We start from the raw sequence: 21,222 nt of genomic DNA on the forward strand, positions 1-21,222 counted from the left end.
GTTGCTTCAGGCCAGCGCCTCTTCCAGCTCCGGCAGGATCGCAAACAGATCCCCCACAAGGCCGATATCGGCAATCTCGAAGATCGGCGCGTCGCCGTCCTTGTTGATCGCGACAATGGTGCCGGCATCCTTGATGCCGGTCAGGTGCTGGATCGCACCACTGATGCCAACGGCCACGTACAGTTCCGGCGCGATGATCTTGCCGGTCTGGCCGACCTGCAGGTCGCTGGGCACGTAGCCGGCATCGACCGCCGCACGCGAGGCACCGACGGCAGCACCGAGCTTGTCGGCCAGCTGGAAGATGACCTTGAAGTTCTCTTCCGAACCGACGCCACGGCCACCCGAAACCACGCGCTTGGCGCTCTGCAGGTCCGGACGGTCGCTGGCACCGGCGGCCAGGCCGACGAAGCGGGTATGGGTCGGCAGGGCAGCGTCGACGCTGGCTGCTTCAACGGCGGCATTGCCACCTTGGGCGGCTTCCGGCCACGAGGCGGCACGCACGGTGGCGACCACGATCTGGTCGGCCGGGGCTTCCACGGTGATGATCGCGTTGCCGGCGTAGATCGGGCGCTTGAAGGTGTGGCTGCCTTCAACGCTCATCAGGTCGGAGACCTGGTTGACGCCGAGCAGGGCGGCCACGCACGGCATCAGGTCCTTGCCGAAGGTGGTCGACGGGCCGAATACGTGGGTGTAGCCCTTGGCCAGCTGTGCGATCTGCGGCGCCAGCACCTGGGCGATGGCCTGCGCGTTGGCCGCGTTGGCGACGGTCAGGACCTTGGCGACCCCAGCGATCTTCGCGGCTTCAGCGGCGACAGCGGCCGGATCGGCGGCCAGCACCAGCACGTCGATGCTGGCACCGCTGATGGCGGCGGCGGCGCTGACGGTCTTGGCGGTGGCGGCATTGAGCTTGCCGTCGTGGTGCTCGGCGATGACGAGAATCCTGCTCATTACAGCAACCCCTTCTGCTTGAGTGCGGCAACCAGTTCGGCCGCGTCCTTGACCATCACACCCTTGCTGCGCTTGGACGGCGCGGCGTACTGGGTGGTCTTGAAGGTGTCGGCGGCTTCAACGCCGAGGTCGGCCAGCTGCAGGGTCTCCAGCGGCTTGGCCTTGGCCTTCATGATGTCCGGCAGCTTGATGAAGCGCGGCTCGTTCAGGCGCAGATCGGTGGTGACCACGGCCGGCAGATCCACTTCCAGCGTTTCCAGGCCGGCGTCGACTTCACGGGTCACCGTGGCCTTGCCATCGGCAATTTCGAGCTTGCTGGCGAAGGTCGCCTGCGGGCGGCCCCACAGCGTGGCCAGCATCTGGCCGGTCTGGTTGGCGTCGTCGTCGATGGCCTGCTTGCCGAGGATCACCAGATCTGGCTGCTCCTTTTCGATCAGCTTGAGCAGGGTGCGCGACGCGGTCAGCGGCTGGATCGCCTGGTCGGTGACGACGTGGATGGCACGGTTGGCGCCCATGGCCAGGCCGTTGCGCAGGTGCGCCTGGGCGTCGGCCGGGGCGATGGTGGCAACCACGACTTCGCTGGCGATGCCCTTGTCGCGCAGGCGCAGGGCTTCTTCCAGAGCGATTTCATCGAAGGGGTTGGGGGACAGCTTGACGCCGTCGGTGACCACGCCGGAACCGTCCGGCTTGACCTGAATGCGGACGTTGTAGTCCACCACGCGCTTGTACGCGACGAGGATTTTCATCTGGTACGGGGTCCTTCAATAACGGAGAGAACGTCCGGTCCTGGAGCAGCAACCGGTTCGGGGGTGGGACCCCGATTCTAGCTGGCTTGGGGTGACCATGCGAATGCGTATGGTGGGAGCTCCGGCTGTTGCGATGCAGCAATGCAGTCGGCCTGAGTTCACTTGTGTGATCGCGTGTTACCGGAGGCCCGTTGTATCCTTCAACGTTGCATTGTCGTGGCCATGAAGGCCCCGTCCCACGAATCTCGATCAGGAGAACAGGTAGTGCCCACATGGCTTGTCACCGGCGGCGCCGGATTCATTGGCGGTAACTTCGTTCTCGAGGCCGTCGCGCGCGGCGTCAAGGTCATCAACCTCGATGTGCTGACCTACGCCGGCAACCTGAAGACCCTGTCCAGCCTTGATGGCAACCCGAACCACCTGTTCGTGCAGGGCGACATCGGCGACCGTGATCTGGTCGCCCGCCTGCTGGCCGAGCATCAGCCGGACGCGGTCGTGAACTTTGCAGCTGAAAGCCACGTTGACCGCTCCATCGATGGTCCCAGCGCCTTCATCCAGACCAATGTTGTGGGCACCCTGGGCCTGCTGGAAGCGGTCCGCGACTACTGGAAGGCGCTGCCGGCCGAACAGGGCGCGGCGTTCCGTTTCCTGCACGTGTCCACCGACGAGGTGTACGGCACGCTGGGTGAGACCGGCAAATTCAGTGAAACGACCCAGTACGCGCCCAATTCGCCGTACTCGGCGTCCAAGGCTGCGTCGGATCACTTGGTACGTGCGTTCCACCACACCTATGGGCTGCCGGTGCTGACCACCAATTGTTCGAACAATTACGGCCCCTACCACTTCCCCGAGAAGCTGATCCCGCTGGTGATCGCCAAGGCGCTGGCCGGCGAGCCGCTGCCGGTGTACGGCGATGGCAAGCAGGTGCGCGACTGGCTGTTCGTGTCCGACCACTGCGAGGCGATCCGCACCGTGCTGGCCAAAGGCCAGGTCGGCGAGACCTACAACGTCGGCGGCAACTCGGAAAAGCAGAACATCGAAGTGGTGCAGGCCATCTGCGCGCTGCTCGATGCGCGCCGCCCGCGTGAGGATGGCCTGCCGCGCAGCAGCCAGATCACCTACGTCACCGACCGCCCGGGCCATGACCGCCGTTACGCAATCGATGCGTCGAAGCTGAAGAACGACCTGGGCTGGGAACCGGCCTACACCTTCGAGCAGGGCATCGCCTTCACCGTCGACTGGTACCTGGACAACCAGAACTGGGTCAACGGCGTGCTCGACGGCAGCTACCGCCTGCAGCGCATCGGCACTGCAGCCTGAACCCAGGAGACACCATGACCCAGCGCAAGGGCATCATCCTCGCCGGTGGTTCCGGCACCCGCCTTTATCCGATCACCAAGGGCGTCAGCAAGCAGCTGTTGCCGGTGTACGACAAGCCGATGATCTACTACCCGCTCAGCGTGTTGATGCTGGCGGGCATCCGCGAAGTGTTGATCATCAATACCCCGCACGAACAGGCGCTGTTCCAGCAGTTGCTGGGCGACGGCTCTCAGTGGGGCATGGACATCCAGTATGCGGTGCAGCCGAGTCCGGATGGCCTGGCCCAGGCCTACCTGATCGGCCGCGACTTCGTGGCCGGCAAGCCGAGCTGCCTGGTGCTGGGTGACAACATCTTCCACGGTCACGGTTTGCGCGAAGTATTGAAGCGCGCCGATGAGCGCGTGGATGGTTCGACCGTGTTCGGCTACTGGGTAAATGATCCGGAGCGCTACGGCGTGGCCGAGTTCGACACGAGCGGCAAGGTCATCGATCTGGTGGAGAAGCCGGAAAATCCCCGCTCGAACTATGCGGTGACTGGCCTGTACTTCTATGACGGCAAGGCCAGCGATTACGCGGAGGAACTGAAGCCGTCGCCGCGCGGCGAGCTGGAGATCACGGATCTCAACAAGCGCTACCTGGAGGAAGGCAATCTTCACCTGGAAGCGCTCGGCCGTGGCTATGCCTGGCTGGATACCGGCACCCATCAGTCGCTGCTGGAGGCATCCAACTTCATCGAGACCATCCAGACCCGCCAGGGCCTGCAGGTGTGCTGCCCGGAAGAAATCGCGTTCGGTCAGGGCTGGATCAATGCCGAGCAGCTGGAGGCGCTGGCTGCGCCGCTGATCAAGAATGGCTACGGCCAGTACCTGCATAAACTCGCGCTGCGTGGAGTCGTTCCGTGAAAGTGATTGAAACCAAGCTTCCCGGCTGCAAGATCATCGAGCCGGCCGTGTTTGGCGATGCGCGTGGCTATTTTTTCGAAACCTGGAATGCCGAGCGCTTCGCTGCACTGGGCCTGCCGGACCGTTTCGTGCAGAGCAACGTATCGACGTCCGCACAGGGCGTGCTGCGTGGCCTGCATTACCAGTGGCCGCGCCCACAGGGCAAGCTGGTCAGCGTGCTGGAGGGCGAGGTCTATGACGTGGCCGTGGACATCCGTCGTGGCTCGCCGACCTTCGGCCAGTGGGAAGCGGTGGTGCTGAGTGCGGAAAACAGGAAGCAGTTCTGGATTCCGGAAGGCTTCGCGCACGGGTTTGCCGTGCTGTCCGAACGTGCGCTGTTCAGCTACCTGTGCACCGATGTCTACGTCAAGGAGGCGGATGCGGGTATCCGCTGGAACGATGCTGATATCGCGGTGGACTGGCCGGTCAGCGCACCGACCTTGTCGGCCAAGGACGAGAACGCGCCGTTCCTGAAGGACATTGCCGAAGACCGCCTGCCGGTCTACATCCCGTGACGGTGCTGGTGTTCGGCGGCAATGGCCAGGTCGGCCAGGAGCTGCTGCGCGCGCTGGCGCCGCTGGGCAAGGTGGTCGCAACGACCCGCAGCGGGCAACTGCCCGACGGAAGTGGCTGCGAAACCGCCGATTTCGGCCAGCCCGACAGCCTGCCGGCATTGCTGGATCGCCTGCAGCCATCGGTGGTGGTCAACGCGGCCGCCTATACGGCGGTTGATCGTGCCGAGCAGGATGCCGAGGCCGCCTTCGTCGCCAATGCGCAGACGCCGGGCATGATCGCGCGCTGGTGTGCGGCGCACGGCGTGCCGTTCGTGCATTACTCCACCGACTACGTGTTCGATGGACAGGGCAGCGCGCCCTACCGCGAAGACGAGCCGACCGCGCCATTGGGCGTGTACGGCACCAGCAAGCGCGATGGCGAGGATGCGGTTCGCGCGGCCGGCGGTCGTCATCTGATCTTCCGCACGGCGTGGGTGTATGCCTCGCATGGCGCCAATTTCCTGCGCACGATGCTGCGGGTGGGCGCCGAGCGCGACCAGTTGCGTGTGGTGGCCGATCAGATCGGCACGCCGACACCGGCCGCGTTGATTGCCGATGTCACCGTGCAGGCGCTGCAGCATCCGCGCGCGCTGTCGGGAACGTGGCACCTGACGGCGTCGGGGCAGACCAGCTGGCATGGCTTTGCCGAAGCGATTTTCGCTGAAGCGCTGGCGACGGGCGTGCTGGCCAAGGTGCCGTCGGTTGAAGCCATCCCCAGTTCCGAATACCCGACCCCGGCCAAGCGCCCGGCCTGGTCGGTGCTGGACAACCGCAAGCTGCAGCAGGATTTCGGCATCGTGCTGCCGAACTGGCAGGACGGCCTGAAGCGGGTGATGGCGGAGATTGCCTGACCCGGCAGGCGAAGTGCCGACCAACGGTCGGCACCCGCCGCAGGTCGTCGGATCAACTACGCCCGTACGTGTCCTCGAAACGCACGATGTCGTCTTCACCGAGGTAACTGCCGGACTGCACCTCGATCAGCTCCAGCGGCAGCTTGCCCGGGTTGCGCAGGCGATGGGTCACGCCCAGCGGGATGTACGTGCTCTGGTTCTCGCTGAGCAGGATCACCTCGTCGCCGCGGGTCACCTCGGCGGTGCCGCTGACCACGATCCAGTGCTCGGCGCGATGGTGATGCATCTGCAGGCTGAGCGTACCGCCGGGCTTGACGGTGATGCGCTTGACCTGGAAACGCTCGCCGTTGTCGATCGAATCGTAGGCGCCCCACGGGCGGTAGACCTTGCGATGCCAGGTGGCCTCGCTGCGACCGTCGGCCTTCAGCTGCGCCACCACGGTCTTGACCTCCTGCATGCGGTCGGCCTTGCCGACCAGCACCGCGTCGTCGGTCTCGACCACGATCACGTCATCCAGACCGACCAGTGCCACCAGGCGCTGTGCATAGGCATAGGTGTTGCGGCAGTCGATCGCGATCACGTCACCCTGATGCGCATTGCCATCGCCATCCTGATGCGAGACATCGCGCAGGGCTGTCCACGAGCCGACATCGTTCCAGCCGGCGTCCAGCGGAATCACCACGGCGTCTGCGGTTTTTTCCATCACGGCATAGTCGATGGAATCGGAGGGAACGGTTGCGAACGCCTCCTTGTCGAGACGGGTGAAATCCGAATCGCGACGGGCCTGCTGCCAGGCCTGGCGGCTGCCGGCCATCATGTCGGGCTGGAAGCGCTCCAGTTCCTGCAGGTAGCGCGAGGCCTTGATCAGGAACATGCCGCTGTTCCAGTAATACTGACCGCTGCTGACGTAACCGGTGGCGGTCTCAAGGTCGGGCTTTTCGACAAAGCGCTCGACCGCACGCAGGCCCTGCCCAGTGGCGGCCTTGATATAGCCGTAGCCGGTTTCCGGACCGGTCGGCACGATACCGAAGGTCACCAGCTTGCCGGACTCGGCAGCGCTGGCTGCAGCCTGCACGACTGCACGGAATGCAGCCTCATCGGTGATTACATGGTCCGAGGGCAGCACCAGCAGCAGCGCATCGGCGCCGTCGCGGGTGGCCTCCAGGGCTGCGACCGCAATCGCCGGCGCCGTATTGCGGCCAACCGGTTCCAGGATGATGGCAGCCGGCTCGGCGCCGACCTGCTGCAGTTGCTCGGCAGCGACGAAGCGGTGCTCTTCGTTGGCGATCACCAACGGGCCGTGGGTGGCGATGGGCGCGACGCGCTGCCAGGTGGCCTGCAGCATCGTCAGTTCGCCTGCCAGCGGCAGGAACTGCTTCGGATACGCCTCGCGCGACAGTGGCCACAGGCGGGTGCCGGAACCACCGGACAGGATGACGGGCTGGATGTTGCTCATGGTCTTCCTTGATTACTGCTGGAGGAGATGGGAGATTTCGTCGGTGCGCGCCTGCATCAGCGCTGCGTCGCCGCGGGCTTCAACGTTCAGGCGCAGCAGCGGCTCGGTGTTGGAACTGCGCAGGTTGAAGCGCCAGTCGCCGAAATCGGCGCTGATGCCATCGGTATGGTCCAGCGCGGGCGACCGCGCGGCGAAGTGCTCCATCACGCGGGCCACGGCGGCCTTGGCATCGGCCACCTTGAAGTTGATCTCGCCGCTGCAGGGATAGGCCGCCATGCGGTCTTCGACCCAGTCGGCCAGCGAGCGGCCGCTCTCGGAGATCAGCTGCGCGATCAGCAGCCACGGGATCATGCCGGAGTCGGCATAGGCGAATTCGCGGAAGTAGTGGTGTGCGCTCATCTCGCCGCCGTACACCGCATCTTCGGCGCGCATCTTTTCCTTGATGAAAGCGTGGCCGCTCTTGCACAGCACCGGCACGCCACCTGCCTGTTCAACCATTTCCACGGTGTTCCAGACCAGCCGCGGGTCATGCACGATCTTGCCACCGGGATTGCGTGCCAGGATGGCCTTGGCCAGCAGGCCGACCAGATAGTAGCCCTCGATGAAGCGGCCGGTATGGTCGAAGAAGAAGCAGCGGTCAAAGTCACCGTCCCAGGCAATGCCGAAGTCGGCGCCGTGTTCGCGCACCGCATTGGCGGTGGCGGCGCGGTTTTCCGGCAGCAGCGGGTTGGGAATGCCGTTGGGGAAGTTGCCATCGGGTTCGTGACAGATGCGGATGAACTCGAACGGCAGGTGCGGTGCCAGCAGGTCGACGATGGCGCCCGCACCACCGTTGCCGGCATTGACCACCAGCTTCAGCGGCTTGAGCTTGGCGGCGTCGACGTAGCTCAGCAGATGCTGGATATAGGCGCTCTTGTCATGCTGGGCGGTCTGCCCGGCGCGTGGCGGCTGGGCCTCGGACGTATCGACGGCGACCGCATCGGAGATCGCGAACAGGCCGGTATCGGAGCTGATCGGGCGGGCGTTCTCCTTGACCAGCTTCATCCCGTTGTAGTCCATCGGGTTGTGGCTGGCGGTCACCATCACACCGCCGGCTGCGCCGAGGTGATCGGTCTGGAAGTAGACCTCTTCGGTACCGCACAGACCGATGTCGATCACCTCACGACCGGTACCACCCAGGCCTGCGGCCAGTGCATCCTGCAGCGCCGGGCTGGTCAGGCGCACATCGTGGCCGAGGACCACCGGGCCGGGAGCGAGCTGCGCAGCCAGGGCGACGCCGATGCGGCGCGCCAGGTCTTCGTTCAGTTCTTCCGGCACGCGGCCGCGGATATCGTAGGCCTTGAAGGCGGGCAGGGGCATCGATCAGATCCTTTGTGAGCTCAGCGCTCAATTGTAGCCCCAGTCCCGTATGGGAATCGTTTCCATCGGAGAACGCCACCTGACTGGCGCCACGGATCAGGCCTGCGGCGATCGTCGGCCTGGCCGGCCGGTGCGCTTGGCCGGCAGGCCCGGCAACGGCGCCAGCAGCGCCTGGACGTCTTCCTCACTGAAGCGTGGACCCGTGCTGCCGCCGCCTTCCAGAATCGATTCCGCCAGAAGGGCCTTGCGTTCCTGCAGCTCGGCAATCCGTTCTTCGATGCTGCCTGCGGCGATCAGCCGGTAGACGAACACCGGCTGCTGCTGGCCGATGCGATGGGCGCGGTCACTGGCCTGGTTTTCGGCCGCCGGGTTCCACCAGGGATCGAAGTGGATGACGGTGTCTGCAGCAGTCAGGTTCAACCCGACGCCACCGGCCTTCAGGCTGATCAGGAACACGGGTACCTCGCCCTGCATGAAACGCTGCACCGGCGTGGCCCGGTCCTGGGTGTCGCCGGTCAGCGTCACATAGGCCAGCCCGAGCTCCTCCAGCGCCTGCCCGATCCGCGCCAGCATGCCGGTGAACTGTGAGAACACCAGGATCCGCCGGCCTTCCTCGACCATCGACGGCAGCATGTCGCGCAGCAGCTCCAGTTTGGCCGAGCCGGCATTGCGTGCAGGGGCGTCGCCCGGCAGCAGGCGCGGATCGCAGCAGACCTGGCGCAGCTTCAGCAAGGCATCCAGCACCACGATATGGCTGCGCGCCAACCCGCTGCCGCTGATGGCCTCGCGCACCTGCTTTTCCATCGCAGCACGCACGGTTTCATAGAGATCACGCTGGCCACCCTCCATCTCCACCGCGCGGGTAATGAGGGTCTTGGGCGGAAGCTCTGACGCGACCTGGTCCTTGCGACGGCGCAGGATGAAGGGACGCAGACGCTGCGCCAGCAACGTGGCGCGGCGGTGGTCGCTGCCGCGTTCGATCGGATGGCGCCAATGCTGGTTGAACTGTTTCTCGCTGCCGAGCAGGCCGGGCAGCAGGAAATCGAACTGCGTCCACAGTTCGCCCAGATGGTTTTCCAGCGGCGTACCGGTCAGGCACAGGCGATGACGCGCCTGCAGCGTGCGCAGCGTGACGGCCGCACGCGATTTCGGATTCTTCACCTGCTGGGCCTCGTCGAGGATCAGCAGATGGTAGGCATGTGCCTGCAGCGCCTGCTCGTCACGCCACAGCAGGGGATACGTGGTCAGTACAAGATCGTGCTCGGGGATCGCCTCGAACAGTGCTTCACGTGCCGGTCCGTGCAGGGTCAGTACGCGCAGGCCCGGAGTGAAGCGTGCCGCTTCGCTCTGCCAGTTGTGCAGCAGCGAGGTCGGCACCACCAGCAGCGCCGGCTGGTCCAGGCGGCCACTTTCCTTTTCGACCAGCAGATGCGCCAGTGTCTGCAGGGTCTTGCCCAGCCCCATGTCATCGGCCAGCACCCCGCCCAGCCCCTGCTGGCGCAGGTACTGCAGCCACGACAGGCCCTCCAGCTGGTAGGGACGCAGCGTTGCCACCAGCCCCGCCGGTGGCGGCACTTCGCCCAGTGCGGGTGCCTGCATCAGCCGCTGCACCAGCGCCTGGGTATCCTTGCGGCCCCGGAACTGCAGGCGCGCCGTGTCCTGCAGTGCCTGCAGGCGGCCACGGTCAAGCGCTGACAAGCGCAGCGGCGCGCCACGCTGGGCGAACAGGTCCGCCAACAGGGCCATGATCGGCTTCAGTCGCGCGGCCCGCAGTGCCAGGCGGGTGTTGTCGCCTGCCATCAACAGGACGTTCTCGTCGTCGCCGATGGCGTCCAGCTGGCCACGCATCCAGCGGGGATCGGACTGCAGCACCTGCTGCAGCAGCGGAACCATCGATACGTTGCGGCCTTCCACCTGGATGTCCAGACCCAGGTTGAACCAGCCCGCATCCGTCGGGTCCGCCTGGATGTCCAGGTCGATCTCATCCACCCGGGTGATGCGATGGCGGAAATCGTCGTCCGTCTCCACCTTCCAGCCCAAGGCTTCCAGGCGCGGCACGTCATCCAGCAGGAACCGTGTCCAGTCATGGGTGCGCAGCTGGAACTGCGGGCCAGCGCCGTCCAATGGCGCCCGCGGGTCCGTGTCGCGATACAGTCCCACCGTGCGCAGCTGGGCCTCGCGCCGTGATTCCTCAGCCAGGTCACGGGGCAGCAGGGCGAGCTGGCCCTCCGGATCGAGTGCGAACAGGCTCGGATCATCCAGGAACCGCACGTGCTCGTCGTACTCGAAGGCCACGGTCGCGATATCGGCCCATTGCGACGGGTCGCGGCGACCGAGCCATGCCGGCCGGAACTCAATCGTATGCAGGCGCAGCACGGGGATCATCGCGCTGATCTGCAGGGTAGGCAGCGTGTCGCTTGCACCGGGGCGCGGCAGGGCAGGGTCGATCTGTTGCAGCATCTGTGCGACCACCGCTTCTTCGTTGGGTAACAGATTGGGCAGGCTCAGGAAGGCGTCGGCGTCCTCGGCCCTGACATCCAGCAGCAGCGGACCGACCTCGCCGGTGACCGGGTCCAGATAGCACGCACTCCGGCCCAGGACCACGCCTCTGGCGCCGCCCTCCACGCTCAACGCGGGTTCCAGCAGCGTTGCGCCCTGCGTCATGCCAACGGTCCAGCCCAGTTCGCCGCGGCGTGGAGCTCCTGACCGGGCCGGCACGTCGCCGTGCGTACCGCAGGAGACCCAGCCATGGCCGCTGGAGACGATCAACTGCAGGGTGGCCGCGAAGTCGATCCATTCGTCCTTCGTCGCGGGCTGCCGCTGGGTGCGTAGCTGGATCATCACCGCCAGATCAGTCGGCGTGAGATAGGCCGGAGGATCCAGCAGCAGGTCCGCAGTGATATCCATCCACTTGCCCGTGCTGATCGCACCATCGGTCCCGTACTTGACGCGCCGGACCAGCACGGCGGGGTGGTGGTTGTAGGTGGACAGTTCGAAGATGACACCGTTTCGGCGTGGCTGGGCCGGCCGGATCCGCGCGCTCTGCCAACGCGAAAGCTCTGCCAGCAGTTCAGGACGCGGCGGTTGCGTCAGGTCCTGTTCGGTCAGGGGGCTCTCGTCGTCCATGGCAAGCGAATCCAGCATGTACGAGACCAGCACCGCCGCCACATGCTTGCAGGTGCGGCCGACGGGGCAGGAACAGGCACTCTGCAGGCGGCTGCGCGCGGTGCGCGTACTGGCCGTCAGATCGATCTCCACGTAGTAGGGATGCCTGGCCGAACCCTGTACCTCGGCCGTCAGCAGGCCATCGCGGAGTTGCCGGTTGCGCACGCCACCCAGGCACTGCTCGCTTTTCTGCAGTGTCCATTCGTCGATCCAGCGGAACAGGTCTTCGTCTGTGAAGGTCGGCGTCATCGTAGATCGAGGGGCGTAGGCGCTGAAGCACCCTTCTGCGTGGAATCGCCCATTCTACCCAATGCCCGCCTGGTCCTCCGTCAATGCTGCGGCGCATCCAGGCCCTTCGCCGCCCTCCAGCTAGAATGCGGTCATCCTCAACGTGCAGGGTAGTACAGCAATGCAGCAATCGACTTCCACCGGCAAGCGCGGCAAGCGCTTCGCCAGTGCGGCGGAGGCCCTGCAAGGGGTGGTCGCCGATGGCCAGACGCTGGCCGTGGGCGGCTTCGGCCTGTGTGGCATTCCCGAGGCCCTGATCGCCGCGCTGCGTGACAGTGGCGCCAAGGGCCTGACCGTGATCTCCAACAATGCCGGCGTCGATGGTTTCGGCCTGGGCCAGCTGCTGGAAACCCGCCAGATCAAGAAGATGATTTCGTCCTACGTGGGCGAGAACAAGGAATTCGAGCGCCAGTTTCTGGCCGGCGAGCTGGAGCTGGAATTCAACCCGCAGGGCACCCTGGCCGAGCGCCTGCGTGCCGGTGGCGCGGGCATCCCGGCGTTCTTCACTGCCACTGGCTACGGCACGGTGGTGGCCGAGGGCAAGGAAACCCGCGAGTTCGACGGCAAGCACTACGTGATGGAGACCGCGCTGCGTGCCGACGTGGCGCTGGTCAAGGCGTGGAAGGCCGACGAGGCTGGCAATCTGGTGTTCCGCAAGACCGCACGCAACTTCAACCCGGCCTGCGCGATGGCCGGCAAGGTCTGCATCGTGGAAGTTGAAGAGGTGGTGCCGGTCGGCACGATCGATCCCGACCAGGTGCACCTGCCGGGCATCTACGTGCACCGTATCGTGCACAACCCGCATCCTGAAAAGCGTATCGAACAGCGCACCATCCGCGCGGAGGGCAACTGACATGGCGTGGACCCGCGATGAGATGGCGGCACGCGCCGCCCGCGAACTGACCGATGGTGCCTACGTGAACCTGGGCATCGGCCTGCCGACCCTGGTTGCCAACCACATCCCCGAAGGCGTGGATGTGTGGCTGCAGTCGGAAAACGGCCTGCTCGGTATCGGCCCGTTCCCGACCGATGCCGAAGTCGATGCCGACCTGATCAACGCCGGCAAGCAGACCGTGACCGCACGTGCCGGTGCCAGCTACTTCGGCAGCCACGACAGCTTTGCGATGATCCGCGGCGGCCATGTCAACCTGGCCATCCTCGGCGCCATGCAGGTCACCGACAAGGGTGACCTGGCCAACTGGATGGTGCCCGGCAAGATGGTCAAGGGCATGGGCGGCGCGATGGACCTGGTGGCCGGCGTGCAGCGCGTGGTGGTGCTGATGGAGCACACCGCCAAGAACGGCGAGCAGAAGATCCTGCCCGAATGCACGTTGCCGCTGACCGGTGTGGGCGTGGTCGACCGCATCATCACCGATCTGGCCGTGTTCGACGTGACTGACAAGGGCCTGCTGCTGGTGGAAGCCGCGCCGGGTGTCAGCGATGACGAGTTGAAGGAAAAGACGGGCGTGGCGTTCGTTCGCGGTTGAAGGTCTGGGGCGGCCCGGCTCAGGGACGCCCCATTCTCAGGTAGCGCCATGCTTTTCCCTCACGACCTGCCCGATGCCGATGTCCAGCACCTGCCGGGCTGGCTGGCCGCGACCGATGCAGACCGGCTCCTGTCCGTGCTGCAGGCCGAAGTCCTCTGGGAAGTCCACCGCATCCGCATGTTCGGCAACTGGGTGGATTCGCCGCGGCTGAGCTGCTGGATCGGCGATCCGCAGGCGCGCTACCGCTATTCCGGGGCTGAATTCGTGCCGCACCCCTGGCCACCCGCGTTGCAGGCCATGCGTGATCGCCTGCAGGTGGAGGGCCTCGGCCGCTTCAACAGCGTGCTGCTGAACCGCTATCGCGGCGGCGGTGATTACATGGGCTGGCACAGCGATGACGAGCCGGAACTGGGGCCGGCCCCGGTGATTGCTTCGCTGAGCCTGGGCGCGGCGCGGCGCTTCCTGCTGCGCCGGCGCGATGACCCGGCGCGGAAGGCCGAGTATCTGCTCGGCCATGGCGATCTGCTGGTGATGGCCGGTCAGACCCAACAGTTCTATCAGCACGCGCTGCCGAAGATGGCACGCGTGCAGGGGGAGCGGATCAACCTGACGTTCCGCTGGATCACGCCGCGCTGATCGATCAGCGCGCGACGGTCGGCTGGTCGGCCTGTCCGCTGGTCAGCGTCCAGCCCACCACGTCCTGCGCCAGCTGCTGCAGGCCACGTTCGAAGGCGGCGGTGACGGCAGGAACATCGGTGCTGCCGACCGGCTGCGCCTGGCGGAAGGTGCGGTCGGCGACCACGCGCTGGTCGGCGACGTGGATCAGCTTGGCGTTGACCTCGATCACCACCGTCGGCGTGGCCTGTCCCTGGTAGTCCGATTCGAAGCGGCGCACGTCGGTGGACAGCTTGTAGTCGGCGCGGATGCCGGCGGTGCTGCGCGCCACGCCGCGGATGCGGCCGGAATCCTCGAAGCCGCGCAGCAGGGTGTCCTCGATCATGTCGGTGGCCGGCTGCGCCCAGCTGGCGCCCTTGTAGATCTCCAGCTGCGACGGCGTCGGCCGCACGTTGATGCGCGGGCTGTCGACCATGCGCGCGGCGCTGGGTTTGGCCAGTACCAGCTGCCAGCTGGCCTGTGGCCACGCCGGGTCCGCCTTGACCTGCACGGACGGCGAGTACAGCGTCACTGCGGTTTTCTCGCTGCTGCCAAGGATGGAGCAGCCGCCCAGCAGGGTGACCATCGAAGCGGCCAGCAGCAGGCGCGGAAGGGTGGTCGGGCTCATTTGGGTTCGAACTCCTTCGGTGCGTCGCGGCCCAGCAGGTAGCGCGCGGGGTTGTTCTCGAGGCGGTCGCTGACCCGGCGCAGGTCGCGGATCAGGCCGCGCAGTTCGGTCAGCGTCGGGCCGAGCTGGCCGAGGCCATCGTTGGCGAAGCTGTTGATGGCAGCGCGGTTCTCGCCAAGGATCGAATCGGCGTTGCCTGCGGCCGAATCAAGCTTGGCCAGAGTGCCGTCGAGCTTGTCGATGATGCCCGGCAGCTGCTGCACCAGGTTCTTGTCCAGGCGCTCGATGGTGCCGTTGGTGGTCTTCAGCGTGGTGTCCAGGCTGCGGGCGGCGTCGCGCGCGCTGAGCAGCAGCGCCTGCGTGCCCTGGTCACGGTCGGCCAGACCACCGCTGATGGTTTCCAGGTTGGCCAGTGTCGCGTTGATCGAAGCCACGTTGCGGTCGCTGAGAATCTGGTCCATGCGCTCGACGATGCGGTTGGCGACGTCGGTGATGTTCTGCAGCGCGGAGGGCGTGGTCGGGATGATCGGCGCCGGGTCCTTGTTGACCGTGGTCAGCGCCGGCGACTGCGGCGTGCCACCGCTGAGCTGGATGATCGACGGGCCGGTCAGGCTGGTGATCGCCAGCTTGGCGCGGGTATCGGTCTTGACCGGCGTGTTGGAGTTCAGGCGGATGCGCGCGACCACCTGGCGCGGGTCGTCCGGTACCAGGTTCAGTTCGGTGATCGAGCCCACCGCGATGCCGTTGTACTGCACCGGGCTGCCCACCGACAGCCCGGTCACCGCTTCGCGGAACACCACGCGGTATTCCTGCCAGGTGCGGTCGGAAGAGTACTTGGCGGCCCACAGGCCGAAGGCCAGCAGGGCCAGGCCGGTGATCAGGGTGAACGCGCCGATCAGCACGTAGTTGGCTTTGGTTTCCATGGCTCAGGCACTCTCGATCTGTTCGCCACGCGCGGCGCGCGCGCGGGGTCCGTGGAAGTATTCCTGGATCCACGGATGATCCAGTTTCTCGATGTCAGGCAAGGGTGCGTTGGCCACCACCCTGCGGTCGGCGATCACCGCGACCCGGTCGCAGATCGCGTACAGCGTGTCCAGGTCGTGGGTGATCAGGAACACGGTCAGCCCCAGCGCTTCCTGCAGGGTCTTGATCAGGCGGTCGAATGCAGCCGCACCGATCGGGTCGAGGCCTGCGGTCGGTTCGTCCAGGAACAGCAGCGGCGGATCCAGCGCCAGCGCTCGGGCCAGGCCGGCGCGCTTGCGCATGCCACCGGACAACTGCGAGGGCAGCTTGTTGATCGCATCGGCGGGCAGGCCGGCCAGCTTCACCTTCAGCAGCGCCAGCTCGTAGTGCCAGCGCTCGGGCAGTTCGCGATGGTGCTCCTTCAGTGGCACCTGCACGTTCTCGCCCACGGTCAGCGAGGAGAACAGGGCGCCGTCCTGGAACAGCACGCCGGTGTTGCGCTCGATGTGCAGGCGGCTCTCAGCATCGTCGGCACGCGCGTCGCGGCCGAGCACTTGGATCTGCCCGGCATCGGGCACGCGCAGGCCGAGGATCGAACGCATCAGCACCGATTTGCCGGTACCCGAACCACCCACCACGCCCAGGATCTCGCCGCGGCGCACGTCCAGGTCCAGGTCCTCATGCACGGTCTGGCTGCCGAAACGGTTGACCAGCCCGCGCACGCGGATGGCCAGCTCGTGGCCGTTGTCGTCCTGCATGGGAACTTCTTCGGGGGTCGGATGCGTGCTCATGTCACCAGTCCATGTGCATGAACCACAACGCCGCGAAGGCGTCGATGATGATCACCAGCGAGATGGTCTGCACCACGCTGGAGGTGGTGCGTTCGCCGACCGACTGCGCCGTGCCTTCGACCTTCAGGCCTTCCAGGCAGCCGATCAGGCCGATCACCAGCGCGAACACCGGCGCCTTCGACAGGCCGACCAGCATGTGGCGCACTTCCATCGTCTCGTGCATGCGTGCGATGTACATCTGCGGCGGAATATCCAGGTCGAACGCACCCACCGTGATGCCGCCGGCCAGGCCGGCGACCATGGCGATGAAGGTCAGCAGGGGCAGGGTGACCAGCAGGGCCAGCAGCCGTGGCAGCACCAGCAGGTCGATCGGGTCCAGGCCCAGAGTGCGCATCGCATCGATTTCCTCGCGCGCCTTCATCGCACCGATCTGCGCGGTGAAGGCGCTGGCGGTGCGGCCGGCCAGCACGATCGCGGTCAGCAGTACCGCGAATTCGCGCAGGAAGGCAATGTTGACCAGTTCGACCACATAGATCTCGGCGCCGAAGTCGCGCAGGATGGTCGAGCCGAGGAAGGCGATCACCGCGCCAACCAGGTAGGACAGCAGTGCCACCAGCGGTACCGCATCCAGCCCGACCTGCTCCATCTGGTGCACGGTGGCGGTCAGGCGGAAACGGCGGGGTTCCTTGACCAGGCGCGCGGCCTTGACCAGGTTCTCGCCGAGGAAACTACACAGCGCCTTGATGTTGTGGCCGGTGGCATGGACGCTGACACCCAGCCGTTCCAGTGCAGCCAGCACGCCGAAGTCGCGCTTGGGCTTGGGCCGGTCGTCGGCCACTTCCTCGATGGTGCACACCAGCGCCTGGTGGTCCGGGCGGAACTTCAGTGCGTCCTCGCCGAGGTCGGCACGGTGGGCTACGCGCAGCACCTGCAGCACGCCGGCCGAATCCATCTTCTCGATGGCGGTGGCATCGATGCCGGTCAGCGTGTCGGGAACGCCGCGCAGGACTTCGGCCGCGGCCAGCGCGGTCTTCAAGGTCCAGGTGCCGGACAGGCGGATCACGCCCGGGTCATGGGCATCCTGTTCGAGCTGGGGGGCGTGGTTCGGGGTCACTTGGGCCATTCGGGTCGCAGCATAACCGTTCTGTATTGGGCATCGCGTCGAACTCGGATGAATTTCTCCGGTAAGGCCCAGCCTAGGTAATACTACGGCGCATGTCCGCAGACGCTCACACGATCCCCACGCCCCAGGCCACCTACGCGCAGCGCGTGGCCTTCGTTTCCGAGATCGCCGGACGCCTGCACAGCTACGGCACAACGGCCCAGCGCCTGGAAACGGCAGTGGTGGCACTGGCCCGCCAGCTCGATCTGGATTGTGAACCGTGGTCGAATCCCACCGGTATCATCCTCAGCTTCAGCGACCCTGCGCAGGCGATCGGCTCCAGTGACATCACCCGCGTGATCCGCCTGGCCCCCGGCGAGAACGACCTGCACAAGCTCAGCGTGGCCGATCATATCGCCGAGGAAGTGGCCAACGGGCGGATGAGCATCGCCCAGGGCCACACCGCGCTGCGCCAGCTGGACAAGGATCCGGGCCGGCGCGGCAAGCTGCGCACCATCCTTTCGTTCACCCTCGGCGCGGCCGGCGTGGCCGGCATGTGGAAGCTGCCGTGGCTGGACATTGCCACCGCCGGTGTCATCGGCCTGATGATCGGCCTGCTCGGCATGGTCACCGACCGTCGCCCGGCCACCCGCGAAGCCGCCGAGGCACTGGCTGCGCTGCTGGCCGGCCTGGTCGCCACCCTGGTGGCGTCCTTCATCGGCGCGCTCAACCTCAACACGGTGATCATCGCCTCGCTGGTGGTGCTGCTGCCCGGCATGTCGCTGACGAATGCGGTCAATGAGCTGGCCAGCCAGCACTGGGTGTCGGGTACCGCGCGCTTTGCCGGTGCGCTGACCACCATCATGAAGCTCAGCGTCGGCGCGATGATCGCGGTGACCCTGGCCGATGTGCTCGGCCTCGATCCGGTGATCCGCGCCACGCGGCCGCAGGGGCCGTGGGTGGAGTGGGGCTCACTGCTGACCGCGGCGTTTGCCTTCGCGATGCTGTTCAAGGCCAACCGCCGCGATTATCCGTGGGTGATCGCGGCCTCGGTCGCTGGTTATGCGATCTCCAAGTTCGGTGGCCACGCCTGGGGAGCGCCGGCTGGCATCTTCCTGTCGGCGATGCTGCTGACCGCCGGTGGCAATCTGTTCGGCCGCCTCGTCGGCCGCCCGGGCGCAATCATCCGCCTGCCCGGCATCATCATGATGGTGCCCGGCAGCACCAGCCTGCGCGGCGTGCTGACCCTGGTCCAGCAGCAGGACGTGGGCGCCGGCCAGAGCGTGTTCCTCACCGTGCTCAACGTGGTGATGGCGCTGGTCGCTGGCCTGCTGTTCGGCAACCTGCTGATGCCGGCCCGCAAAACCCTGTAATCGCCCTCTGGGCTGCTTCCTGTGGGTGTGGACCGTTGGTCCACACACCTTTCCTTTCCGGGGAATGAAAAAACGCCGGCTTTCGCCGGCGTTTTTCATTGCATCCCGATCCGGCCTCAGGCCTTCTTGATCAGGAAATCTTCCGGCTTCTTGTTGCCCTTGGCGGTCAGCTCGGCCATCCAGCGCGGCTGCTTGCCACGGCCGGTCCAGGTTTCCTTCGGATTGGCCGGGTTGCGGTACTTCGGCGCAACCTTGCCCAGCTTGCGGCCAGCGGTCTTCGACGGTGCCTTGGCAACCTTGGCCACCTTGCGCGCGCGCGGGGCCGGGGCGTCGCCGAACAGTTCCTCGATGGTGTAACCCTCGGTCTTGGCCAGCTTGGTCAGCTGTGCCCGGACCTTGGTGATCGGCCGGCGCTTGGCGACGATGGTCTGCTGTTTCTTGGCGGTGCGGATCAGGGCGCCCAGCTCGCGTGCCGACAGGCCGGTCAGGTCAATGCTCATTTACGGTTACTCCGGAAACTAATAAGTGGACGGGACGAGCCAGTCCCTGGCGTCGCGGGACAGAATAAAGATGAATTAATCGCAGCACAAATGCAGACCGGTCATGGCCTGGCAGCATCCCGGCTGCATTGCGTCGATTTTGACCGGATTATGTCCGCTGCAATATTGCTCAAATGGGCGTCAGGCAAAAAAAGACCGGGGCATGCCCCGGTCTTTTCCTGATCAACCCTGCAGGCGCTGAAGCAGGGTGGCCTTGTCCAGGCTTTCCGCTTCGCTGGCGCGGCGCGAACGGTACTCGTAGGTGCCGGCGGCCAGGCCACGTTCGCTGACCACCACGCGGTGCGGGATGCCGATCAGTTCCATGTCGGCGAACATCGCGCCCGGGCGCAGGCCACGGTCGTCGAGTGCCGCGTCCAGGCCCGCATCGCGCAGCTCCTGCAGCAGGTTGGCCGCGGCGTCGGCCACGGCGGCGTCGCCCTTCGGATTGATCACGCATACCACCACCTGCCACGGCGCCATCGCGTCCGGCCAGATGATGCCGGCATCGTCATGGTTCTGTTCGATCGCGGCAGCCACCACGCGCGAGATACCGATGCCATAGCAGCCCATCGCCATCACCGCGGCCTTGCCGTTCTCGTCCAGAACGGTGGCATCCAGCGCTTCGGCATACTTGCGGCCGAGCTGGAACACGTGGCCGACTTCGATGCCACGGGCGATCTTCAGTTCACCACCGTCCAGCGCGCGGTCACCGGCACGCACGTTGCGGATGTCGGCCACTTCCGGTTCCGGCAGGTCGCGGCCCCAGTTGACGCCAGCCAGGTGGAAACCGGCTTCGTTGGCGCCGACGACGAAGTCGGACATCGCCGCCACTTCGCGATCGGCCACCACGCGGATGGCCTTGGCCGGGGCGACCGGGCCGAGGAAGCCCGGCACGCTGCCCAGGTGCTCGGCGATTTCCGCCTCACTGGCGAAGCGCTGTTCGTCCAGGCCGGCAACCTTGGCCAGCTTGATCTCGTTGACCTCATGGTCGCCGCGTACCAGCAGCAGCACGAACTGCTGTGCCTTGCCTTCGCCGGCGATCAGCGCCACCGATTTCACCGTGCGCTGCAGGTCGATGCCGAGCAGCGCCGCGACATCCTCGCAGGTCTTCTGGGTGGGGGTATCGACCTTGCGCATGGCTTCGCTGGCGGCCGCACGCGGTGCCGGATCGGCAGCGATCGCCGCTTCCATGTTGGCCGCGTAGTCCGAACCGGTGGAGAACACCAGCGCGTCTTCGCCGGAATCGGCGATGACGTGGAATTCCTGAGAGGCATCACCGCCGATCGCGCCGGAGTCGGCCTGCACCATGCGGAAATCCAGGCCGAGGCGGGTGAAGATACGGCTGTAGGCCGACTTCATGTTCTCGTACTCGCGCACCAGGCACTCATCGTGCAGGTGGAACGAATAGGCGTCCTTCATCAGGAACTCGCGCGAACGCATCACGCCGAAGCGCGGACGGATCTCGTCGCGGAACTTGGTCTGCACCTGGTAGAAGTTGACCGGCAGCTGCTTGTAGCTGGACAGCTCGCTGCGCGCGAAGTCGCAGGCGGCTTCTTCGGCGGTCGGGCTGTAGCAGAACACCTGGTCCTTGCGGTCCTTGATCTTCAGCAGCTGCGGGCCGAACTTCTGCCAGCGCCCGGTCTGCTCCCACAGTTCCTTCGGCTGGATGGTCGGGATCTGGAATTCCACGGCACCGGCGCGGTCCATTTCCTCGCGCACGATGCGCTCGACCTTGCGCAGCACGCGCAGGCCCAGCGGCGACCAGGTGTACAGGCCCGATGCCAGCTTGCGGATCATGCCCGCGCGCAGCATCAGCCGGTGGCTGGTCAGCTCGGCGTCGCTGGGGGTTTCCTTGGTGGTGTGCAGGTGGAACTGGGAGAGGCGCATCGTCGGCTTCGGATAACGGCAGAGACGCCTATTCTGCCAGCCCGGCCGGGGGGAGGGGTATCGGCAGGGCTGCGCCCTGCACCCGCCTCAAGCAACGTCAACTGCAACTGCAACTGCAACAGCGGGCTTCCCGTGGGATGGCGGGGGGGGCGGTTGCGGGGGACGCCGTA

The 21,222-nt window shown here is 66.0% G+C and carries 19 protein-coding genes; 8 read left to right on the plus strand and 11 right to left on the minus strand.

Annotated elements, in window-relative coordinates; genetic code table 11:
* Window positions 1-6: 6 nt before the first annotated feature.
* Both ACSYS9_RS02755 and ACSYS9_RS02760 read right to left on the minus strand, forming a co-directional pair.
* Window positions 7-948 (minus strand): electron transfer flavoprotein subunit alpha/FixB family protein, encoded by a 942-nt coding sequence (locus ACSYS9_RS02755; RefSeq protein WP_049461356.1) that lies wholly within the window; start codon window positions 946-948, stop codon window positions 7-9.
* Window positions 948-1,694, minus strand: coding sequence for an electron transfer flavoprotein subunit beta/FixA family protein (locus ACSYS9_RS02760; RefSeq protein WP_012509979.1), 747 nt, complete (start codon window positions 1,692-1,694; stop codon window positions 948-950). The genes ACSYS9_RS02755 and ACSYS9_RS02760 overlap by 1 nt, the downstream gene beginning before the upstream one ends.
* 264 nt (window positions 1,695-1,958) lie before the next feature.
* Here ACSYS9_RS02760 and rfbB point away from each other — a divergent pair, with 264 nt between their 5' ends.
* The 4 genes from rfbB to rfbD are packed head-to-tail and all read left to right on the plus strand — an operon-like array spanning window position 1,959 to window position 5,360.
* Window positions 1,959-3,014, plus strand: a complete 1,056-nt coding sequence (gene rfbB, locus ACSYS9_RS02765) for a dTDP-glucose 4,6-dehydratase (protein ID WP_049461358.1) — start codon at window positions 1,959-1,961, stop codon at window positions 3,012-3,014.
* Window positions 3,015-3,028: 14 nt separating this feature from the next.
* Window positions 3,029-3,916, plus strand: a complete 888-nt coding sequence (gene rfbA / locus ACSYS9_RS02770) for a glucose-1-phosphate thymidylyltransferase RfbA (RefSeq protein ID WP_049461360.1) — start codon at window positions 3,029-3,031, stop codon at window positions 3,914-3,916.
* On the plus strand, window positions 3,913-4,470 hold the full coding sequence (rfbC, locus tag ACSYS9_RS02775) for a dTDP-4-dehydrorhamnose 3,5-epimerase (protein WP_049461362.1): 558 nt from the start codon (window positions 3,913-3,915) through the stop codon (window positions 4,468-4,470). The genes rfbA and rfbC overlap by 4 nt, the downstream gene beginning before the upstream one ends.
* The gene (rfbD, locus tag ACSYS9_RS02780; RefSeq protein ID WP_049461364.1) at window positions 4,467-5,360 is read left to right on the plus strand and encodes a dTDP-4-dehydrorhamnose reductase; all 894 of its coding nucleotides are present in this window, start codon (window positions 4,467-4,469) and stop codon (window positions 5,358-5,360) included. Before rfbC ends, rfbD begins: the two co-directional genes overlap by 4 nt.
* A 52-nt stretch (window positions 5,361-5,412) precedes the next feature.
* Here the strand turns inward: rfbD and ACSYS9_RS02785 are convergent, their stop codons facing one another.
* From ACSYS9_RS02785 to ACSYS9_RS02795, 3 genes are all read right to left on the minus strand, one after another.
* Window positions 5,413-6,816: a mannose-1-phosphate guanylyltransferase/mannose-6-phosphate isomerase gene (locus tag ACSYS9_RS02785; RefSeq protein ID WP_049461366.1), complete on the minus strand. Its 1,404-nt coding sequence runs from the start codon at window positions 6,814-6,816 to the stop codon at window positions 5,413-5,415.
* A 12-nt stretch (window positions 6,817-6,828) separates the two neighbouring features.
* Window positions 6,829-8,175, minus strand: coding sequence for a phosphomannomutase/phosphoglucomutase (locus tag ACSYS9_RS02790; RefSeq protein ID WP_049461368.1), 1,347 nt, complete (start codon window positions 8,173-8,175; stop codon window positions 6,829-6,831).
* Window positions 8,176-8,271: 96 nt separating this feature from the next.
* Window positions 8,272-11,589 (minus strand): DEAD/DEAH box helicase, encoded by a 3,318-nt coding sequence (locus tag ACSYS9_RS02795; protein WP_049461370.1) that lies wholly within the window; start codon window positions 11,587-11,589, stop codon window positions 8,272-8,274.
* A gap of 160 nt (window positions 11,590-11,749) precedes the next feature.
* On the opposite strand from ACSYS9_RS02795, the gene ACSYS9_RS02800 reads away from it, so the two are divergent.
* From ACSYS9_RS02800 to ACSYS9_RS02810, 3 genes are read left to right on the plus strand one after another with little or no spacing between them, the layout of a single operon-like run.
* Window positions 11,750-12,481, plus strand: a complete 732-nt coding sequence (locus ACSYS9_RS02800; protein ID WP_049461372.1) for a CoA transferase subunit A — start codon at window positions 11,750-11,752, stop codon at window positions 12,479-12,481.
* A 1-nt stretch (window position 12,482) separates the two neighbouring features.
* Window positions 12,483-13,115 carry a CoA transferase subunit B gene (locus ACSYS9_RS02805; RefSeq protein WP_049461374.1) on the plus strand — a complete coding sequence of 211 codons (633 nt, stop codon included), beginning with the start codon at window positions 12,483-12,485 and terminating at the stop codon, window positions 13,113-13,115.
* A 48-nt stretch (window positions 13,116-13,163) separates the two neighbouring features.
* Complete coding sequence (locus tag ACSYS9_RS02810; protein ID WP_049461376.1) at window positions 13,164-13,751, plus strand: alpha-ketoglutarate-dependent dioxygenase AlkB family protein; 588 nt, start codon at window positions 13,164-13,166, stop codon at window positions 13,749-13,751.
* Window positions 13,752-13,755: 4 nt separating this feature from the next.
* On the opposite strand, the gene ACSYS9_RS02815 is transcribed toward ACSYS9_RS02810, so the two are convergent.
* Genes ACSYS9_RS02815 through ACSYS9_RS02830 form a run of 4 tightly spaced genes read right to left on the minus strand, consistent with a single transcriptional unit; the run spans window position 13,756 to window position 17,274 of the window.
* The gene (locus ACSYS9_RS02815) at window positions 13,756-14,397 is read right to left on the minus strand and encodes an ABC-type transport auxiliary lipoprotein family protein (RefSeq protein WP_049424921.1); all 642 of its coding nucleotides are present in this window, start codon (window positions 14,395-14,397) and stop codon (window positions 13,756-13,758) included.
* Entirely contained in the window at window positions 14,394-15,320 is a 927-nt protein-coding gene (locus ACSYS9_RS02820) for an MlaD family protein (RefSeq protein WP_014035909.1), read from the minus strand. Before ACSYS9_RS02820 ends, ACSYS9_RS02815 begins: the two co-directional genes overlap by 4 nt.
* Window positions 15,321-15,323: 3 nt before the next feature.
* Window positions 15,324-16,151, minus strand: coding sequence for an ABC transporter ATP-binding protein (locus ACSYS9_RS02825; protein ID WP_049461378.1), 828 nt, complete (start codon window positions 16,149-16,151; stop codon window positions 15,324-15,326).
* Window position 16,152: 1 nt separating this feature from the next.
* The gene (locus tag ACSYS9_RS02830; protein ID WP_032127999.1) at window positions 16,153-17,274 is read right to left on the minus strand and encodes an ABC transporter permease; all 1,122 of its coding nucleotides are present in this window, start codon (window positions 17,272-17,274) and stop codon (window positions 16,153-16,155) included.
* A gap of 92 nt (window positions 17,275-17,366) precedes the next feature.
* Here ACSYS9_RS02830 and ACSYS9_RS02835 point away from each other — a divergent pair, with 92 nt between their 5' ends.
* Window positions 17,367-18,626 (plus strand): threonine/serine ThrE exporter family protein, encoded by a 1,260-nt coding sequence (locus tag ACSYS9_RS02835; protein ID WP_049398420.1) that lies wholly within the window; start codon window positions 17,367-17,369, stop codon window positions 18,624-18,626.
* A gap of 116 nt (window positions 18,627-18,742) precedes the next feature.
* Here the strand turns inward: ACSYS9_RS02835 and ACSYS9_RS02840 are convergent, their stop codons facing one another.
* On the minus strand, window positions 18,743-19,126 hold the full coding sequence (locus ACSYS9_RS02840; RefSeq protein ID WP_005415203.1) for an H-NS histone family protein: 384 nt from the start codon (window positions 19,124-19,126) through the stop codon (window positions 18,743-18,745).
* 222 nt (window positions 19,127-19,348) lie between these two features.
* Window positions 19,349-21,052: a proline--tRNA ligase gene (locus ACSYS9_RS02845; RefSeq protein ID WP_032128001.1), complete on the minus strand. Its 1,704-nt coding sequence runs from the start codon at window positions 21,050-21,052 to the stop codon at window positions 19,349-19,351.
* Window positions 21,053-21,222: the final 170 nt, after the last annotated feature.

It is taken from the genome of Stenotrophomonas sp. STK17_22 (assembly GCF_051983905.1).
Lineage (GTDB): Bacteria > Pseudomonadota > Gammaproteobacteria > Xanthomonadales > Xanthomonadaceae > Stenotrophomonas > Stenotrophomonas maltophilia_A.

What these genes read in the sequence shown, in the direction of transcription:
- ACSYS9_RS02755 (WP_049461356.1), bottom strand. Translation starts at nt 948, where the DNA reads ATGAGCAGGATTCTCGTCATCGCCGAGCACCACGACGGCAAGCTCAAT.
- ACSYS9_RS02760 (WP_012509979.1), bottom strand. Translation starts at nt 1,694, where the DNA reads ATGAAAATCCTCGTCGCGTACAAGCGCGTGGTGGACTACAACGTCCGC.
- rfbA (WP_049461360.1), top strand. Translation starts at nt 3,029, where the DNA reads ATGACCCAGCGCAAGGGCATCATCCTCGCCGGTGGTTCCGGCACCCGC.
- ACSYS9_RS02785 (WP_049461366.1), bottom strand. Translation starts at nt 6,816, where the DNA reads ATGAGCAACATCCAGCCCGTCATCCTGTCCGGTGGTTCCGGCACCCGC.
- ACSYS9_RS02790 (WP_049461368.1), bottom strand. Translation starts at nt 8,175, where the DNA reads ATGCCCCTGCCCGCCTTCAAGGCCTACGATATCCGCGGCCGCGTGCCG.
- ACSYS9_RS02795 (WP_049461370.1), bottom strand. Translation starts at nt 11,589, where the DNA reads ATGACGCCGACCTTCACAGACGAAGACCTGTTCCGCTGGATCGACGAA.
- ACSYS9_RS02800 (WP_049461372.1), top strand. Translation starts at nt 11,750, where the DNA reads ATGCAGCAATCGACTTCCACCGGCAAGCGCGGCAAGCGCTTCGCCAGT.
- ACSYS9_RS02805 (WP_049461374.1), top strand. Translation starts at nt 12,483, where the DNA reads ATGGCGTGGACCCGCGATGAGATGGCGGCACGCGCCGCCCGCGAACTG.
- ACSYS9_RS02810 (WP_049461376.1), top strand. Translation starts at nt 13,164, where the DNA reads ATGCTTTTCCCTCACGACCTGCCCGATGCCGATGTCCAGCACCTGCCG.
- ACSYS9_RS02815 (WP_049424921.1), bottom strand. Translation starts at nt 14,397, where the DNA reads ATGAGCCCGACCACCCTTCCGCGCCTGCTGCTGGCCGCTTCGATGGTC.
- ACSYS9_RS02820 (WP_014035909.1), bottom strand. Translation starts at nt 15,320, where the DNA reads ATGGAAACCAAAGCCAACTACGTGCTGATCGGCGCGTTCACCCTGATC.
- ACSYS9_RS02825 (WP_049461378.1), bottom strand. Translation starts at nt 16,151, where the DNA reads ATGAGCACGCATCCGACCCCCGAAGAAGTTCCCATGCAGGACGACAAC.
- ACSYS9_RS02830 (WP_032127999.1), bottom strand. Translation starts at nt 17,274, where the DNA reads ATGGCCCAAGTGACCCCGAACCACGCCCCCCAGCTCGAACAGGATGCC.
- ACSYS9_RS02835 (WP_049398420.1), top strand. Translation starts at nt 17,367, where the DNA reads ATGTCCGCAGACGCTCACACGATCCCCACGCCCCAGGCCACCTACGCG.
- ACSYS9_RS02840 (WP_005415203.1), bottom strand. Translation starts at nt 19,126, where the DNA reads ATGAGCATTGACCTGACCGGCCTGTCGGCACGCGAGCTGGGCGCCCTG.
- ACSYS9_RS02845 (WP_032128001.1), bottom strand. Translation starts at nt 21,052, where the DNA reads ATGCGCCTCTCCCAGTTCCACCTGCACACCACCAAGGAAACCCCCAGC.